Below are 17,261 nucleotides of genomic sequence, written 5' to 3'. Positions count from 1 at the left end.
ATAAAAAAATCACTAAATAATGAATTTCTAGTTAGCACCTATTAAGACTTCAAAATTAAAAAATATTTTCAATCAAGTCAATCAACAAGTGCCCACACAGATTGTCTGATAAATTGTTAAAGAACGAAAATAAAATTGGTCGGCGAGATAGGATTTGAACCTACGACCCACTGGTCCCAAACCAGTTGCGCTACCAAGCTGCGCTACTCGCCGTCAGTTACTCATAAGAGTATATTTAAATGGGGTGGCTAATGGGATTCGAACCCACGACAACTGGAATCACAATCCAGGGCTCTACCAACTGAGCTATAGCCACCATAGGGTTGATAGTGCTGCGTTAGCAACTGGCGCGCTCGACAAGATTCGAACTTGCGACCTTTGGCTCCGGAGGCCAACGCTCTATCCAACTGAGCTACGAACGCTTCGATTTACATCGTTTAACTTAGTGCGTCGCAACGGAGGCGTATATTATAGATTTCCGTTTCCCTTGTCTAGCACTTTTTCAAAAAATTTCAAAAAAAGCTATTGTTTGATTTTATTTTATTCAAAACGTGTAATAAATAGCAAATATGCCGATTTTTAGAGCTGATTCGTTACATAATAATAAGCATATTTAAGTAAATTAAGTTGCCGTTGCCAGCGTGTAGGCTGACGTAATAAGCGATATAACCACTCTAATCCTAATTTCTGCCAAATTTTAGGCGCTCTTTTTGTCTTGCCTGTAAAAACATCGTAAGTACCACCTACCCCCATATAGAGAGCTTGCGGATAGTTTCTATATGCTTTTTGAATAAATAGTTCTTGCTTTGGCGTTCCCATTGCAACACTAACAAACTTTGCCCCACTTTGCTTGATTTGTTCAATGAGACTACTTTTATCTTCCATATTAAAATAGCCGTGATGCGTGCCGACAATATTTACATTCCATTTTGCTAACTTTGCTTCAACTAGCTTTACATTCTCTGCAGTGCTGCCCACTAAAAAAACAGGTACACTTAGCTTTCCTGCTTTTTGCATTAGCACTTCCCACAAGTCAGCTCCAGCAATTCGTTCTATTTCTATATCAGGGTATTTCTTTTTTATTGATTGAACAATGCTGATCCCATCTACATAGTTAAACTCAGACTCATCAATCACTTGGCGTAACTGTGGATTTTTTTCCGCATTAATCACTTTTTCTGCATTAATCGCAATCAGCCTTCCCTGTTGAATGCCCTGCTCATTCATTAAGAGATTTGCAAAAATTTCCAGATTTTTGACCGCTTGTAACTCAATGCCTCGAATAATCACTTTATCTGCCATCGCGTTTTCCACCTATTAGCTTGGCCAACCACCAACAAGCCACAAATACAACCGTAAAAAAGAGGAAGCGAGAGACGAAAGCGTCCATTCCCTCTCGGACTAATATAATTAAGTTAAACAAATTACCAAAACAGTAAGCCTGAATTAATGCGGAATTGACTGCTTTTCCATAAGTAAAAAAGTTATCGAGCAGTTTAATTAAGAACGCTACAACCGTCATTCCAACCACAATCGCCCCAAATCCCCCCATAATATAGAAAGAGCCTAATAAAGTAGGCGAAATTGCCAAGCCTGAATGGTTACCCAAAATTACTTTGGTGAAATAATTCGCCGTATTCCACACGATATCGGGGCGTTCTTGCCAAACAGATTGCGGAATATAGACATAGAAATCTCGTACAATCGGCATTAAGCCTTGATATTCCACATCAGAAGATAATAAGCGAGCAAGATTTTCCCAAGGCGAGAAGGTGTCTCGGCTTAAATATAAGAAAGTGTAGAGTGTTTCACTGGCAGACAATTCCAATTTGTAGCGAGCAAGCGCTAAGAAGAACATTGCAATTACACCACTTAACCCAAACCAGACCAACGTTGATAGAGAAAGATACTTTTGCTGTAAACCAATCAATAAGAAAAACGCTACCGCCAATGCTAAATTTGCCCTTGTGCCGCCTACGGCAAAATAGGTCAATAAGCCAAATAATCCGCCGATAACCAGTACCGACCACCACGCTTTTTTGCTCTTATATAAGAAAAAGAAAATCAGTAACGCTGGCAATAAAAAGTAGAAAAAGCGTTTTAAAGCTGAAAGCACTACCCAATCTTTAGCAAATAGTTGGCTATATTTTTCTAATTTAAAGAATAATAAGCCATTTAAATAAAGGAAATAAAATAACGTTGAAATCGCTACTATCGCCAGCATACAAGCGGTCATTTTTGCTTGAGAATTTGCAGATTTTGACTCAGACGGCATTGAAAAACGGCAACAATACGAATAGACAACCGTATAAATCAAATAACCTACTCCACCGGTAATAAACACCAACCATTGATGTTCAATGTTTGGCAACGAGTAATCAAAGCCTAACGCCATTGCGAGCGAAAACGGAAAGCCCGAATAAAAGGTAATAAAATAGATTAGACTGAACAGTAAATGGAAAGAAAAGCCCGATTTCTGATAAAGCCGATAGAGTGCGGTTAGAAATAACCCAACGGAAACAAGGTAAAATCCGCCAAGAAGTAGTAAATTATTCATTATGTATCAATTCAGTTAAATGCGTTTGCCATAATTTCAGATAAGTTTGCGGAAAAAACGCAATGTTATTTTTATCTATATTCTCTAGTTGTTGTTTGGTTGCTTGAATGTGTGAATACGTTAGATTTTCCGCCAACAAATAAGGCACATTTTCTGCCTGCATATCCAAACAAAATGGATTATTCGGGTGTAATACACAAGGAATATGCTGTTGGATCAACAAGCAAATCGTACCAATGCCTTGCTGGCGTTCAAAATTAAAATAGCCGAGATCGCACTCTGCAAGCAATGCAAGATATGCGTCAAAATCTAATTTATCTCGCAGAATTTGCAAATTTTCCGCTAAAAATAACCGCTTGCTCTCCGTCTCAATCTGCTGAATGTAATGTTCATTATTCGCAGGATAACCCATTGGAATAATTATTCGTATATCTTCACCCAAACCTTTATAAATTTCCTTTAGGGCTGGAATATGGTTATTAGAGGGATCGCCTGAATTGCCTAGCAAGATAGTTAGTCGATCATTTTTAATGGTTTGCACTCTGTGCTGATCAGGTAATTTCGTTGGAAAATAGATTACCTGATCTTTCTCCGATCTCTTTCTTATTTTCCGCCAGAAGTAATCCAGATCTCCCTTTGTTGCCCAGATCTGCTTTAACTTGCGTTGAGCAAATCGCCTAATTGGGTAAAACAGCCGAAATTTCCAAGCAGTCGAAACTTCGTATAAATCCGCTCCCCAAATATGCCAAATAATATTTTCAGTTGACAACTTTCCTAACCCAATGGCAAGCCAAATCCACACATTAAATTGACCGTGTAAAAGAAAACAAGCGGTCGGATTTTGCTGATTTTTTGCAATTATCGCTTTGACTATTGCTTGTTGAGAAGTAAAAGTCGCTATCTCTAAATGAGAAAATTTGGACTTTATCGCACTCTCTCCCATCACATAAAAATAATGGGAAGATACAGGCAAAGTCGGTAACAGTTCTTGTTGAAAAAAGGTTAAAACACGCTGATTATGATGCGGAATATCCGAACCTAAAATATGATAAATCGGCTTCATAACGCTATTTCCTCCAAATCATTCAACCATATTGATTTTAACAAAAATTTACAATTTTACTGAAACTTCTTTTGTGTAAACCGCCTTAAAAAATGCTATGATAGCCAAGTTTTTTCTTATTCATTTCTCCCAACGAGGACTTATTTTACTATGTCAAACGCAATCGCAAATGTCTCTAAACTCATTCAAGACAATGATATTAAATTTGTCTTATTAAAATTTACCGACATTAAAGGTAAAGAACACGGCGTATCGCTGCCAGTGAGTTTAGTTGCCAACGATCTTGAAGACTTATTTGAGGAAGGCAAAATGTTCGACGGCTCATCCGTTGAGGGCTGGAAGGCAATTAATAAAGCCGATATGCTTTTAATGCCAATCGCCGAAACCGCTGTGGTTGATCCTTTCGCTCGTATTCCTACCCTCACTATCCGCTGTTCAATTTACGACCCTAACACAATGCAGTCTTACGACCGTGACCCACGCTCCATCGCAACTCGTGCTGAAAATTACTTAAAATCGACAGGTATTGCGGATAGCGTAATGTTCGGGCCTGAACCAGAATTCTTCTTATTTGACGATGTGCGTTTCAGCACCGAAATGAACAACGTATCTTATAAAATTGATGATATAGAAGCGGCTTGGAACACCAACCGTAAATTTGAAGATGGCAATAATGGTTATCGTCCTCTGAAAAAAGGTGGTTACTGTGCCGTTGCCCCTATTGATACCGCCCACGACATTCGTTCTGAAATGTGCTTATTAATGGAAGAAATGGGCTTAGTGATTGAAGCTCACCACCACGAAGTAGCAACTGCGGGACAAAACGAAATTGCAACTCGTTTTAACAGCTTAACCTTAAAAGCGGATGAAACCCAAATTTACAAATATATCGTGCAAAATGTGGCAGTAGAACACGGCAAAACGGCGTGCTTTATGCCAAAACCGTTCGCTGGCGATAACGGCTCGGGTATGCACTGTAATATGTCATTAAGCAAAGACGGCAAAAACGTCTTTATGGGCGACAAGTATGCCTGTTTATCGGAAACAGCGCTTTATTACATCGGTGGTATCATCAAACACGCTAAAGCATTAAATGCTTTCACTAACCCCACTACTAACTCATACAAACGTTTAGTACCGGGTTTTGAAGCACCTGTATTATTAGCTTATTCGGCAAGTAACCGTTCAGCGTCAATCCGTATTCCTGCGGTAACCAGCCCGAAAGCAACTCGTGTGGAAGCTCGTTTCCCAGATCCAATGGCAAACCCTTACCTTTGCTTTGCCGCATTGTTAATGGCTGGCTTAGATGGTGTGATCAACAAAATCCACCCGGGCGATGCAATGGATAAAAACTTATATGACCTACCGCCAGAAGAATTAAAAGATATTCCAACCGTAGCTTCTTCTTTAGGCGATGCACTTGATGCGTTAAGCAACGATTTCGAGTTCTTAACACAAGGTGGCGTGTTCACAAAAGATTTTATTGAGGCTTACATCGGTATTCGCCGCAAAGAGGTTGAGCGTGTAAATATGACTCCACACCCAGTAGAATTTGAGCTTTACTATTCATAGTAACAACATATAGCAAAAAACGGCTGAAATACTCAGCCGTTTTTTATTGATTAAAGAAAGCGATCACTGCTTGAATAACTCTATCTTGATCCTTTTCGTTCAAATTATAAAACAATGGCAATCTCACCAACCGCTCACTTTCTTTTGTCGTAAAATGATCTTCTCCGCTAAACCTGCTGAACTTCTGCCCTGCTGGACTAGAATGCAAAGGTATATAATGAAATACTGTTAAGATATTTTGGGCTTTCATAAACTCAATGAAAGTAGTTCGTTCGCTCACATCTTTTAATTTTAAGTAGAATAGATGTCCGTTGTGTTGGTAATTCGCATTTACTTTAGGTAGTTCAACTTTGCCTGTTTGAACTAACGGCAAAAAGGCTTGGAAATAGTTCTGCCATAGCGTTAATCGCTTTTGGTTAATTTTATCTGCCACTTCAAGCTGAGCATACAAATAGGCGGCTTGAATTTCCGACATTAAAAAGCTTGAGCCAATATCCTGCCAACAGTATTTATCCACTTCACCTCGAAAGAATTTGCTACGATCCGTGCCTTTTTCTCGTAAGACCTCAGATCGATCGATCAATTTCGGATCATTAAGCACGATTGCCCCACCTTCGCCCCCTGCCGAGTAGTTTTTGGTTTCGTGGAAACTATAGCAACCAATATGCCCGATTGAGCCTAATGCCTTGCCTTGATAAAACCCATTCACCGCTTGCGCGGCATCTTCCACCACATAAAGCCCGTGCTTTTCGGCAATCGCCATAATTTTATCCATTTCGCACGCTACACCTGCATAATGAACCGGCACAATCGCTTTGGTTTTAGGCGTGATAGCTTGCTCAATTTGATTTTCATCAATATTCATCGTATCGGGGCGAATATCTACAAACACAATTTTTGCTCCACGCAGTACAAAGGCATTTGCGGTGGAAACAAAAGTATAGCTTGGCATTATCACTTCATCATCAGGCTGAATATTGAGTAAAATGGCTGCCATTTCTAACGCTGCGGTGCAAGAAGGCGTGAGTAGCACCTTGCTGTGCATAAGGTTTTGCTCCAACCATTGTTCACATAAATGGGTAAATTTACCATTGCCCGATAGCTTTCTACTTGCCATTGCTTGTTGGATATAACTAAGTTCCGTGCCGACAATCGGTGGTTGGTTAAAGGGGATAAAATTAAATTTCATAACTTGTTAATTTATTAGAAAATAAAGCTCTCTCCCCTTGTGGGATAGAGACCGAAAAATATTTCGTTCAGAAATATTTTTCAGAGATAGGGGCAATAAAACCAATAATAGACCGCTTGTAAATTTGCCCCTGCAGACTGATACAACCGAGCCGCTTTCAGATTATTACTTTGCGTAGAAACAATTAACTTCTCCGCCTGTTGTTGCTTCGCCCAGCCGATTGCAGTGTGCAACAACTTACCACCAACACCTTGTTGCTGAAAACGAGGCTTAACCGCCAGTAAGCCAATTTTGGCTTGCTTTCCTTCTAATAAACGAACGGTAACTGCTCCTTGAAGTTGCCTCAGCTCATTTCGTTTCATCAGGCAAATATCATCAAATTCACCTTTTACTGCATTTTCAATCCAAGTTTGATAAAAACGTTGATTTTCCTCTCTCGAAAAATAGGGAGAGCGGAAACGACTATTCGGAAAAGCTGAACCAAATAATGAGATCAATTCGGGTAAATCAGCCATCGTAGCCTGACTACAAGCGGTCGAATTTTGCGAAAATTTTGCAAGCTCTAAGGCAAATTCTAATTCGCCTTCTACAAATACAAAACCTTGTTTTTGCAGTTGGCCGATTTGAGCAAAATCATCAGCCGCTACTTTCGCTTGCACAATTTCTCTACCGAAAAAATCAGAGAGCCATTTATCAGGTGTGATCATCTTAACCATACTCCTCGGCAATCAAGAAGATGTTTTTGCTGAGCGTGTTCAACGGGAATTTGTTTAAAGGGTGTATGATCAACCAATAACACAATAATATCTGCTTGAGCCATAGCCGTATCTGTATCGACCAATGTTACATTTTCTAACGATAACGTCTGAATATTCGGCTCAATCGCCAGCACTTTGCCTTTGTGCCATTGTGCGATTTGCTGGGTAATCACAAGGGCTGGGCTTTCTCGCAAATCATCAATATCGGGCTTGAACGCCAAGCCGAAGCAAGCAATAGTTAGCTCACTTGGTTTGCAATCTTTCTCTATCACACAATCCGCTACAAGAGCTTTTAGTTTTTCTAACACCCATTGGGGTTTAGCATCGTTCACTTCTCGTGCGGTGCGAATTAAACGGGATAATTTAGGCGATTGAGACACAATAAACCAAGGATCAACCGCAATGCAATGTCCGCCCACACCTGCACTGGGTTGTAGAATATTCACTCTTGGATGCTGATTGGCAAGCTCAATTAACTCCCATACGCTAATATCCAACTCATCACAAATCATTGAAAGCTCATTGGCGAAAGCGATATTTACATCACGAAAGCTATTTTCCACCAGCTTACACATTTCCGCCGTACGTGCTTGGGTTGTAATGCAATTCCCTTTTGCAAAAATTTGGTATAAATCGACCGCTTGTTGGCTACATTCAGAGGTTAAACCGCCAATAATGCGGTTGTTTTCCACCAATTCAGTCATTATTCTGCCGGGTAAAACACGTTCTGGACAGTAGGCAATATGTACATCGGCTGGAAAGATTAAATCAGGGCGAGCTTGGCTTAGCCATTCGGCTAATTTTTCTGTTGTACCAACAGGCGAGGTAGATTCCAACACCACCAAATTCCCCTTGCGTAAATAAGGGGCGATGGCTAAAGCAGCGTTTTTAATATAGGAGAGATCGGGCTGCTTTTCTAGTAGCGGTGTTGGCACGGCAATAATAAAGGCATCAGCCGCCTCAGCTGTTCGAGTTGCAAAAAAATGATCATTTTCGACCGCTTGTGTAAAGGCTGCTTGCAAATCAGGCTCAATAATATGGATTTTACCTTGATTAAGGCTGGCTACTACTTGCTCATTAATATCCACTCCAATCACTTTCTTGCCTGCATTAGCAAAACCAACTGCGGTCGGCAGCCCGATATAGCCTAAACCCAGAATACAAATAGTGTTAAATTCAGTTTTACTCATCATCAGTTACAAAGAGAAATGGCACACTAAATTGTGTGCCATTTTAGATTAAATTTCCGCAGGTTGGACTTTCGCTTTCACCGCAAAGCTAAGCATAAAGCCCAGCAGTAAGCCACTTAATGCCCCAATCATTAGCCAAAACAAACGATCCGGCGATTCCGATTTTAACGGAACAGCTGGCGATTTTACTAAACGGTAGGCTTTTAATTGGTTATCTAGCGGCTGAACCGAACGCATCATTTGCAGTTTAGCAGCCCAATCTTGATTACCTTTCGCCCCAATATTTAACTCTGACGCACTTTTAATTTGCTGGAACAACACCTTCCATTTCGCAATTAAATCGGCGTTTAATTTATCTCGAGCTTGGGTGTTTACCAACGGAATAAAATCGGCTAATAATTTTTGAGCCTCTTCCGCATTTTCTGCAATTAAGCTGACATTATCTGCCGAAGTTGCCATATCTTTTTCAAAACGGAATTGTTCAACTAATTCAGCCGCCACCACCGCCGGTGATTTCTTTGCAACCTGAGCTTTTAATTTCACCGCTTCTGTTTGTAGCAAATAGGCTTGAAGCAAGTCGGCGGACGTGAGGTTGCGTTTAAATTCCGCATAAACCTGCTCACTTGCCTGTTGCTGTGCCGTTTGGCTATTCGCTTCTTGGCTATTACTATTCAAAAAATGGTAGGTGGAAAGTAACGAGTAGTAATTGCCTAAATCGGGAATAGTCGGTTGCTCAAATTGAGCAGTCACTTTCCATTTTTCAGATTGAGTATAACTCAACCCATAACCGGCACCTGCCCCGATAGCAGCAAATAAAATCAGCACTAAAAGTCGATAAAATAAGGTTTTCACAACATATCCTTTAAAGTTGTTTGCTACGTTTTGCACGGCGTTTTAAACGGCGAACAAAACGGGTGACACGCCAAGCGTGGGTAATGGAATAGGCGTATAGGAAAAACAGCCCGATAAACATTAACATCATCACCCACTGATTCCAATAATACACCTCGCCTAATACCCCAATGGTGGAACAGAATCCTGCCCAGAGGGTAATCACCAATAATGCTTGGCGAGAGGTCAGCCCTGCTCGCATCATTAAATGGTGTAGGTGCAAGCGGTCAGGTTTGAACGGACTTTTACCTTTTTTCAAACGGCGGATAATTACCGCCACCATATCAATCAGCGGTACGGCAATCAGCCATAATCCTGTAATTGGGCTAATTGGCGAGCCTTGTCCTTGGGTGCTTAGTAACAAAATCCAAATAATAGTAAAGCCGATCAGCATACTGCCTGAATCGCCCATAAACACTTTCCATTTTGCCCCGAATAGACTTAAGTTGAACATTGCATACGGTAGTAAGACAAAAATGAGAGCGAAACACCAATAGCCTAATGTTGGCTCATCTTTAATAAACATCAATGTGCCAAGCCCGGCGAAACTTACGCTTGAAAGCCCAGCTAATAAGCCATCTATCCCATCCACCATATTGAAAGCGTTAATCACACCAATGGTGATGAACACGGTAAACACAATACCAAGCCAGCCCAGCTCAATGCTAAACGGAGCAATAATCTGCCCTAAACTACTAAGCGATAAACCGCTGTAAATCATCGCTCCAGCTAATGCCGCTTGAATTCCGGCACGCAGTAACGGGCTGATGTCAAAGCGGTCATCTAACACGCCAATAATCAGCAAAATGGTCACAGCGGTGAGGTAAAGTTCCGGCAGCCGCATATCTTGCCACTGCATAAAATAAAAGGCGAGATTACCAATAAATAATGCGATACCACCAATTAACGGAATTAAGCCTTGATGGCGTTTACGAAAGTTTGGTTTATCCACTAAACCGACAAATTCCGCTACTGGTCGCATCACAATTAAGGCGAGAAACGATACAATAAAAACCGTTAGAAAAGTAAGCCACATACAGGGATTACCTCAAAAATGAGTCCGAAAATAAGTACGCAGAATAGCACAAGGCAATAAAATCGTAAAATTTTTTAGCGAAAATAGAGCATTTTCATTACAATAGTGGGGAATTTTTGTAATTAAAAATAAGGAATTGATATGTCTGTTTCAGAACAACTATTTGAACAAGCTCAAAAAGTGATCCCGGGAGGCGTAAACTCCCCTGTTCGTGCATTTAAAGGTGTAGGCGGCACGCCTGTTTTTATTGAGAAAGCTGCTGGTGCTTATATTACCGACAGCGACGGCAAACAATATATCGACTATGTTGGCTCTTGGGGCCCAATGGTGCTAGGGCATAACCACCCAGCCATTATTGATGCGGTGCTAAAAGCCGTACCAAACGGCTTGAGCTTTGGTGCTCCAACCGCTGCAGAAATTACCCTAGCGGAATTAGTCTGCAAATTAGTGCCATCAATTGAAATGGTTAGAATGGTAAGTTCTGGCACAGAAGCGACAATGTCTGCCATTCGCTTAGCTCGAGGCTACACAGGACGAGATAAAATCATCAAATTTGAAGGCTGCTATCACGGGCATTCAGATTCGCTGTTAGTAAAAGCAGGCTCAGGGGCTTTAACGCTCGGTCAGCCAAGCAGCCCGGGCGTACCGGCTGATTTTGCCAAGCATACGCTCACTTGCACTTATAATGATTTAGATTCAGTAAAAGCAGCATTTGAGCAATATCCGACCGAAATCGCCTGCTTAATTGTCGAACCTGTTGCCGGCAATATGAACTGTATTCCGCCGCAAGAAGGCTTTTTACAAGGCTTGCGTGAGCTTTGCACACAATATGGTGCGGTATTTATTATTGATGAAGTTATGACTGGCTTCCGTGTCGCACTCGGTGGGGCTCAATCTTACTACGGTGTGACACCAGATTTAACCACACTTGGAAAAATTATCGGCGGCGGAATGCCAGTGGGAGCATTTGGAGGTAAAAAAGAGATTATGGAATATATCGCCCCAACCGGCCCGGTTTACCAAGCCGGCACACTTTCAGGCAACCCGATTGCAATGACAGCAGGTTTAGCGTGCCTAACCGAATTATCAAAAGCGGGTAATGAAACTATTTTAGCGGAAAAAACCAAAAACCTCGCTGAAGGCTTTAAAGCTCTGGCAGATAAGCACAATGCGCCATTAACGGTGCAATACGTTGGCGGAATGTTCGGCTTATTCTTCACCGAACAAAAAGCCGTAACCAACTTCCAAGAAGTGATGAAATGCGACGCTGCTAAATTCAACCGCTTCTTCCACTTAATGCTGGAACAAGGCGTGTATTTAGCCCCATCTGCATTTGAGGCTGGGTTTATGTCTTTAGCTCACACAGACGAAGATATTGCCCGCACGCTAGAGGCTGCGGATAAAGCGTTTGGAAAGCTTTAAGAAATAGTACAAGCGGTTGGATTTTATTAAAATTTTGCAAATTTTTGACGGAATTTGACCGCTTGTGTAGTTTATAAATTAGATGGTGTAAGTCATCCTATATTTTGAAAGGAGCAATTATGAATAGGGGGAATTTTAATTTTTTAAATACTAACAGTTTCTACCAAAATGCAGATAAAAAGTGGATTATCACTCTTGATGAATGTCACAAATTTTGGTACGACTTAATCGTATTTCCTAATCAACTAAATGACAAGATTAATACGAGAACATTAATTACCCAAAAATTAAAAGAAATTGAGCTGAATGTAAAAAAACATTTAGATAAACGATTTATTTATTTTATATGCTCCAGAACTAAGATTCGTTTCAATATAAAAAAATGGATTTTGTTTAATCCTATTTCTAAATATACTTACATTCCCATTTTAATAGGTAAAAATAAAGTTAAGAAATATATTAAAGTTAAATTCATCGATTGTGCTAATAAAAATAAACGTCCAAAAATTTATTTACAAGAAAATTTTATTTCTATTTTTTATTATGATGGCAATAAGGAAACTCTTCCAGTCCATGAATTCCTTGATCTAAGCAAGATAAATTTAGGTATCAGTAATAAGGTGGAATATGTTGGGTATACAAATGAACCAAGTAGAAGGCCAACAAATGGTTCACATACTGGATTAAGTGATATCCTATATAAGATATCAAATGAAGATAATGATTTCCTGATCTATTTTAATACTTTCAAAGTTAGAGTAATAACAGATACTAATAATTCTAGTTTAAATATTATCGCATCGAATGCAATGACTAACGAAGTTAATATTGATACTGAAGGTAAAATAATTGAGAAATGTTTTATTTCATATTTTAACTCCAATACTCAGAATCGTAACCGAAAAAATGAAGATAGTTATCTATATAATAACATGGAAAATTTATCATCTAAATATAAGATTCATAGTATAGAAATATACTATTATCAAACTGAAGAAAGTGACTATACATTATTTTCCTCATCATCGGTTGTTGCTAAACACGAACATTATTTTTCTGTATCACTAAATAATTCAAATATTGATATAACTCGTGATATAGAACCATTACTATAACAAAAAACCTAGAACATAAGTTCTAGGTTTCCAATTTATCGGTGCTGTAGTAACAACAGCTCCTCTACGAACTATTACTCTTCCTCACCCGCATTTAACAACGCGGCTAAACTTTGGGTTGCATCGTCGGCAACGAATTCAAATTCAGCTTCGATGTCTGCATCAGTAACAAATGAGTTTTCTTTTGTAGCTGGTGCTTCGTATTCAGGGGCTACTGCGATGCCTGCATCAAGTTGTGCACGTTTTTTCGCGCGAGCTTGGTGGTAAGCAAAACCAGTACCTGCTGGGATTAGGCGACCAACGATTACGTTTTCTTTTAAGCCACGTAACTCATCTTGTTTGCCTGCCACTGCGGCTTCGGTAAGCACTCGAGTGGTTTCTTGGAACGAGGCTGCAGAAATAAAGCTTTCTGTTGCAAGAGATGCTTTGGTAATACCAAGCAATTCACGTTCAAACTCAACAAGTGGTTTGCCTTCTGCTGCACGTTTGCGGTTAGCAATTTTCACACGAGCTACTTCGACTTGTTCTCCGTCTAGGAATTCAGAGTCGTAAGCGTTGGTGATAGTTGCTTTACGCAACATTTGGCGAACAATCACTTCGATGTGCTTGTCGTTAATTTTTACCCCTTGTAAGCGGTAAACTTCTTGTACTTCGTTTACGATGTAGTCTGTTACAGCGTGTACACCACGTAAGCGTAAGATGTCGTGCGGAGTTTCTGCACCGTCTGAGATCACATCACCACGTTGTACCATCTCGCCTTCGAATACGTTTAATTGACGCCATTTTGGAATCATTTCTTCAAACGCTTCGCCTTCGGCTGGAGTAATTACCAAGCGGCGTTTACCTTTGGTTTCTTTACCGAATGATACGATACCTGAAATTTCCGCAAGGATTGCCGGCTCTTTCGGTTTACGGGCTTCGAATAAGTCTGCTACGCGTGGAAGACCACCGGTAATATCCTTAGTACCCACAGATTCTTGTGGAATACGTGCTAAGGCTTCACCCACTGCAATTTCTGCACCGTCATCTAAGGTTACAATCGCTTTACCTGGTAAGAAGTATTGCGCTGGAACATCTGTACCCGGAATTAAGATATCATTACCGTTGCTATCGACTAAACGTAGTGCTGGACGTAAATCTTTACCTGCAGTTGCACGTTCACCCACATCTTGCACCACGATTGATGATAAACCTGTTAATTCGTCCGTTTGACGAGTTACTGTTAAGCCATCAACGATGTCGCTAAATTGGATACGACCTGCTACCTCTGAGATAACTGGCATTGTGTGTGGATCCCAGTTCGCCACTACTTCGCCTGCGTTTACTTCTGCACCGTCATTTTTCGATAACACTGCTCCGTAAGGCACTTTGTAGTTCTCTTTTGTACGACCGAATGTATCGATAACCGTTAATTCAGTATTACGAGATGTTAATACGATTTTGCCGTCTTTGTTCGTTACAAATTTAGCGTTAGTTAGCTTAATCGTACCTGCATTTTTCACTTGAATGCTAGATTCTTTCGCTGCCGCAGATGCCGCGCCACCGATATGGAACGTACGCATCGTTAACTGTGTACCCGGTTCACCGATTGATTGTGCCGCAATAACACCAACCGCTTCACCTTGATTGATTAAGTGACCACGTGCTAAGTCACGACCGTAACATTTCGCACACACTCCGTAGTCTGTGTTACAGGTTACTACAGAACGTACTTTGATTACATCAACGGATTCACGATCAACTACATCACACCATTTTTCATCTAATAAGGTGTTGCGTGGAATTAATACTTCATCTGTACCTGGTTTTAATACATCTTCCGCTACTACACGACCTAATACACGATCGCGCAGCGCTTCTTTCACATCACCACCTTCGATTAATGGGGTCATCACGATACCTTCGTGCGTGCCACAGTCATCTTCGATGATTACTAAGTCTTGTGCCACATCTACTAAACGGCGGGTTAAATAACCAGAGTTCGCTGTTTTTAATGCGGTATCGGCAAGACCTTTACGTGCACCGTGGGTTGAAATAAAGTACTGTAATACGTTTAAGCCTTCACGGAAGTTTGCCGTGATTGGCGTTTCGATAATCGAACCGTCTGGACGTGCCATCAAGCCACGCATACCCGCTAACTGACGAATCTGTGCCGCAGAACCACGCGCACCGGAGTCTGCCATCATAAAGATGCTGTTAAATGACGCTTGTTTTTCTGGGTTACCTTCACGGTTGATTACTTCTTCCGTTGAAAGGTTTTCCATCATCGCTTTAGCAACACGTTCGTTTGCTGCTGCCCAAATATCGATTACTTTGTTATAACGCTCACCAGCTGTTACTAAACCGCCGTTGAACTGTTCTTGAATTTCAGCTACTTCTGCTTCAGCCGCTTCAATGATTGAGTATTTTTGTTCTGGAATAACCATATCATCAATACCAACAGAAGCACCTGAACGTGCAGCGTAAGCGAAACCGGTGTACATAATTTGGTCAGCTAAAACCACAGATTCTTTTAAACCTAAACGACGGTAGCTCTCGTTAATTAATTTCGAGATCGCTTTTTTACCTAATGTTTGGTTGAATAAGCTAAATGGCATACCTTTTGGTGCGATCATCCATAAAATGGAACGACCGATAGTAGTATCCACTAATTCCGTTTTAGCAACAAATTCGCCTGCTTCGTTTTTCTCATATTCGGTAACACGCACTTTTACGCGAGAGTGTAATTCTGCTTCCCCTGTGCGGTATGCTTTTTCCGCTTCACGAGGGTCTAAGAAGTACATTCCTTCGCCTTTACCGTTTACTTTCTCACGAGTCATATAGTACAAGCCTAATACAACATCTTGGGATGGAACGATAATCGGATCACCACTTGCTGGTGAAAGTACGTTATTGGTAGACATCATTAACGCACGAGCTTCTAACTGAGCTTCAAGTGTTAATGGAACGTGTACTGCCATTTGGTCACCATCGAAGTCCGCGTTGAACGCCGCACACACAAGTGGGTGTAACTGGATTGCTTTACCTTCGATTAGTAACGGCTCAAACGCTTGAATACCTAAACGGTGAAGCGTTGGCGCACGGTTCAGAAGAATCGGATGCTCACGGATAACTTCTGCAAGAATATCCCATACGATTGGATCTTCACGTTCTACCATTTTCTTCGCAGCTTTGATGGTTGATGCAATGCCACGAGATTCTAATTTAGAGTAGATAAATGGACGGAATAATTCCAATGCCATTTTCTTCGGTAAACCACATTGGTGTAAGCGTAAGTATGGACCTACGGTAATTACAGAACGACCTGAGTAGTCTACACGTTTACCTAATAAGTTTTGACGGAAACGACCTTGTTTACCCTTGATCATATCCGCAAGTGATTTTAATGGACGTTTGTTAGAACCCGTGATTGCACGACCACGACGACCGTTATCTAATAATGCATCAACAGATTCTTGTAACATACGTTTCTCGTTACGTACGATGATGTCTGGTGCAACTAAGTCTAACAAGCGTTTTAAACGGTTGTTACGGTTAATTACACGGCGGTATAAGTCGTTTAAGTCAGAAGTTGCAAAACGACCACCATCAAGCGGTACTAATGGACGTAAATCTGGTGGTAATACAGGAAGAACGGTCATTACCATCCATTCTGGTTTGTTGCCAGATTGTAAGAACGCTTCTAAGGTTTTTAAACGCTTAGTGATTTTTTTACGTTTTGTTTCTGAGTTGGTTTCTTGTAATTCTTCACGTAACGTTTCGCATTGGTGTTCTAAGTCTAAATCACGAAGTAATACTTGGATACCTTCTGCACCCATTTTCGCTTCGAACTCATCGCCCCAACGCTCTTCAGCGTCCATAAACTGTTCTTCAGTTAATAACTGATTTTTCTCTAAATCAGTCATACCCGGTTCAGTTACGACATAGCTTTCAAAATAAAGTACACGCTCAATATCACGTAACGGCATATCTAAAATTAAGCCGATACGGGACGGAAGTGATTTTAAGAACCAAATGTGTGCAACCGGGCAAGCTAATTCAATATGCCCCATACGCTCACGGCGTACTTTAGTTTGTGTAACCTCAACACCACATTTTTCACAGATTACACCACGATGTTTTAAGCGTTTGTATTTACCACATAAACACTCGTAGTCTTTTACCGGCCCGAAGATACGAGCACAGAATAAACCATCACGCTCTGGTTTGAAGGTACGGTAGTTAATCGTTTCTGGTTTTTTTACTTCACCGAAAGACCAAGAACGGATCTTATCTGGTGATGCTAAACCAATTTTAATCACATCAAAATCATCGCTTGATTTTGTTTGTGCTTTTAAAAACTTCACTAAGTCTTTCACTTTTTTGCCCCTAGGGTAGGTTTTTAAATTCGCCCCGCAATTAGCCGAGCGAGTAAATTTTGTGTACAAGCGGTTAGGTTTACCCCAAATTTTGCAAATTTTTTGTAAAA

12 protein-coding genes and 3 tRNA genes are annotated in these 17,261 nt (G+C 40.7%); 3 read left to right on the top strand and 12 right to left on the bottom strand.

Annotation, left to right across the window (positions count from 1 at the left end; translation table 11 throughout):
* Nucleotides 1–136: 136 nt before the first annotated feature.
* The 6 genes from ACERCF_RS04660 to ACERCF_RS04635 form a co-directional block, all read right to left on the bottom strand.
* A tRNA-Pro gene (locus ACERCF_RS04660) sits at nt 137–213 on the bottom strand.
* A gap of 27 nt (nt 214–240) precedes the next feature.
* Nucleotides 241–316 (bottom strand) — tRNA-His (locus tag ACERCF_RS04655).
* Nucleotides 317–345: 29 nt separating this feature from the next.
* Nucleotides 346–422 (bottom strand) — tRNA-Arg (locus tag ACERCF_RS04650).
* 157 nt (nt 423–579) lie between these two features.
* The gene (gene wecG / locus ACERCF_RS04645; RefSeq protein WP_373624784.1) at nt 580–1,302 is read right to left on the bottom strand and encodes a lipopolysaccharide N-acetylmannosaminouronosyltransferase; all 723 of its coding nucleotides are present in this window, start codon (nt 1,300–1,302) and stop codon (nt 580–582) included.
* Nucleotides 1,292–2,557 (bottom strand): WzyE family oligosaccharide polymerase, encoded by a 1,266-nt coding sequence (locus ACERCF_RS04640; RefSeq protein ID WP_373624782.1) that lies wholly within the window; start codon nt 2,555–2,557, stop codon nt 1,292–1,294. Before ACERCF_RS04640 ends, wecG begins: the two co-directional genes overlap by 11 nt.
* A complete protein-coding gene (locus ACERCF_RS04635) occupies nt 2,550–3,620 on the bottom strand; it encodes a TDP-N-acetylfucosamine:lipid II N-acetylfucosaminyltransferase family protein (protein ID WP_373624780.1) in 1,071 nt (356 codons plus the stop codon). Before ACERCF_RS04635 ends, ACERCF_RS04640 begins: the two co-directional genes overlap by 8 nt.
* Before the next feature lie 150 nt (nt 3,621–3,770).
* Between ACERCF_RS04635 and glnA the strand changes: the two genes are divergently transcribed.
* On the top strand, nt 3,771–5,192 hold the full coding sequence (gene glnA / locus ACERCF_RS04630; RefSeq protein WP_373624778.1) for a type I glutamate--ammonia ligase: 1,422 nt from the start codon (nt 3,771–3,773) through the stop codon (nt 5,190–5,192).
* 43 nt (nt 5,193–5,235) lie between these two features.
* On the opposite strand, the gene rffA is transcribed toward glnA, so the two are convergent.
* The 5 genes from rffA to wecA all read right to left on the bottom strand — a co-directional run bounded on the left by rffA (nt 5,236) and on the right by wecA (nt 10,256).
* Nucleotides 5,236–6,381 (bottom strand): dTDP-4-amino-4,6-dideoxygalactose transaminase, encoded by a 1,146-nt coding sequence (gene rffA / locus ACERCF_RS04625; protein WP_373624777.1) that lies wholly within the window; start codon nt 6,379–6,381, stop codon nt 5,236–5,238.
* Between the two features lie 80 nt (nt 6,382–6,461).
* Nucleotides 6,462–7,097 (bottom strand): dTDP-4-amino-4,6-dideoxy-D-galactose acyltransferase, encoded by a 636-nt coding sequence (gene rffC / locus ACERCF_RS04620; protein ID WP_373624776.1) that lies wholly within the window; start codon nt 7,095–7,097, stop codon nt 6,462–6,464.
* Entirely contained in the window at nt 7,085–8,332 is a 1,248-nt protein-coding gene (wecC, locus tag ACERCF_RS04615) for a UDP-N-acetyl-D-mannosamine dehydrogenase (RefSeq protein ID WP_373624775.1), read from the bottom strand. The genes rffC and wecC overlap by 13 nt, the downstream gene beginning before the upstream one ends.
* 45 nt (nt 8,333–8,377) lie before the next feature.
* Nucleotides 8,378–9,181: an LPS chain length-determining protein gene (locus ACERCF_RS04610; protein WP_373612241.1), complete on the bottom strand. Its 804-nt coding sequence runs from the start codon at nt 9,179–9,181 to the stop codon at nt 8,378–8,380.
* 10 nt (nt 9,182–9,191) lie between these two features.
* On the bottom strand, nt 9,192–10,256 hold the full coding sequence (gene wecA, locus ACERCF_RS04605) for a UDP-N-acetylglucosamine--undecaprenyl-phosphate N-acetylglucosaminephosphotransferase (protein WP_373612242.1): 1,065 nt from the start codon (nt 10,254–10,256) through the stop codon (nt 9,192–9,194).
* A 141-nt stretch (nt 10,257–10,397) separates the two neighbouring features.
* Here wecA and hemL point away from each other — a divergent pair, with 141 nt between their 5' ends.
* Nucleotides 10,398–11,678 carry a glutamate-1-semialdehyde 2,1-aminomutase gene (hemL, locus tag ACERCF_RS04600; protein WP_373624774.1) on the top strand — a complete coding sequence of 427 codons (1,281 nt, stop codon included), beginning with the start codon at nt 10,398–10,400 and terminating at the stop codon, nt 11,676–11,678.
* A gap of 119 nt (nt 11,679–11,797) precedes the next feature.
* Entirely contained in the window at nt 11,798–12,793 is a 996-nt protein-coding gene (locus tag ACERCF_RS04595) for a hypothetical protein (protein ID WP_373624773.1), read from the top strand.
* 74 nt (nt 12,794–12,867) lie between these two features.
* Here the strand turns inward: ACERCF_RS04595 and rpoC are convergent, their stop codons facing one another.
* A complete protein-coding gene (rpoC, locus tag ACERCF_RS04590) occupies nt 12,868–17,151 on the bottom strand; it encodes a DNA-directed RNA polymerase subunit beta' (protein ID WP_373610060.1) in 4,284 nt (1,427 codons plus the stop codon).
* Nucleotides 17,152–17,261: the final 110 nt, after the last annotated feature.

This window comes from Mannheimia kashgarensis (assembly GCF_041807705.1).
Classification (GTDB): domain Bacteria; phylum Pseudomonadota; class Gammaproteobacteria; order Enterobacterales; family Pasteurellaceae; genus Mannheimia.
The sequence above is the reverse complement of the archived record's forward strand: the minus strand, read 5'-3'. Positions and strand labels throughout refer to the sequence as shown.

Excerpts from the sequence above, each read along its gene's own strand:
- wecG (WP_373624784.1), bottom strand. The coding sequence starts at position 1,302 with ATGGCAGATAAAGTGATTATTCGAGGCATTGAGTTACAAGCGGTCAAA.
- ACERCF_RS04640 (WP_373624782.1), bottom strand. The coding sequence starts at position 2,557 with ATGAATAATTTACTACTTCTTGGCGGATTTTACCTTGTTTCCGTTGGG.
- ACERCF_RS04635 (WP_373624780.1), bottom strand. The coding sequence starts at position 3,620 with ATGAAGCCGATTTATCATATTTTAGGTTCGGATATTCCGCATCATAAT.
- glnA (WP_373624778.1), top strand. The coding sequence starts at position 3,771 with ATGTCAAACGCAATCGCAAATGTCTCTAAACTCATTCAAGACAATGAT.
- rffA (WP_373624777.1), bottom strand. The coding sequence starts at position 6,381 with ATGAAATTTAATTTTATCCCCTTTAACCAACCACCGATTGTCGGCACG.
- rffC (WP_373624776.1), bottom strand. The coding sequence starts at position 7,097 with ATGGTTAAGATGATCACACCTGATAAATGGCTCTCTGATTTTTTCGGT.
- wecC (WP_373624775.1), bottom strand. The coding sequence starts at position 8,332 with ATGATGAGTAAAACTGAATTTAACACTATTTGTATTCTGGGTTTAGGC.
- wecA (WP_373612242.1), bottom strand. The coding sequence starts at position 10,256 with ATGTGGCTTACTTTTCTAACGGTTTTTATTGTATCGTTTCTCGCCTTA.
- hemL (WP_373624774.1), top strand. The coding sequence starts at position 10,398 with ATGTCTGTTTCAGAACAACTATTTGAACAAGCTCAAAAAGTGATCCCG.
- ACERCF_RS04595 (WP_373624773.1), top strand. The coding sequence starts at position 11,798 with ATGAATAGGGGGAATTTTAATTTTTTAAATACTAACAGTTTCTACCAA.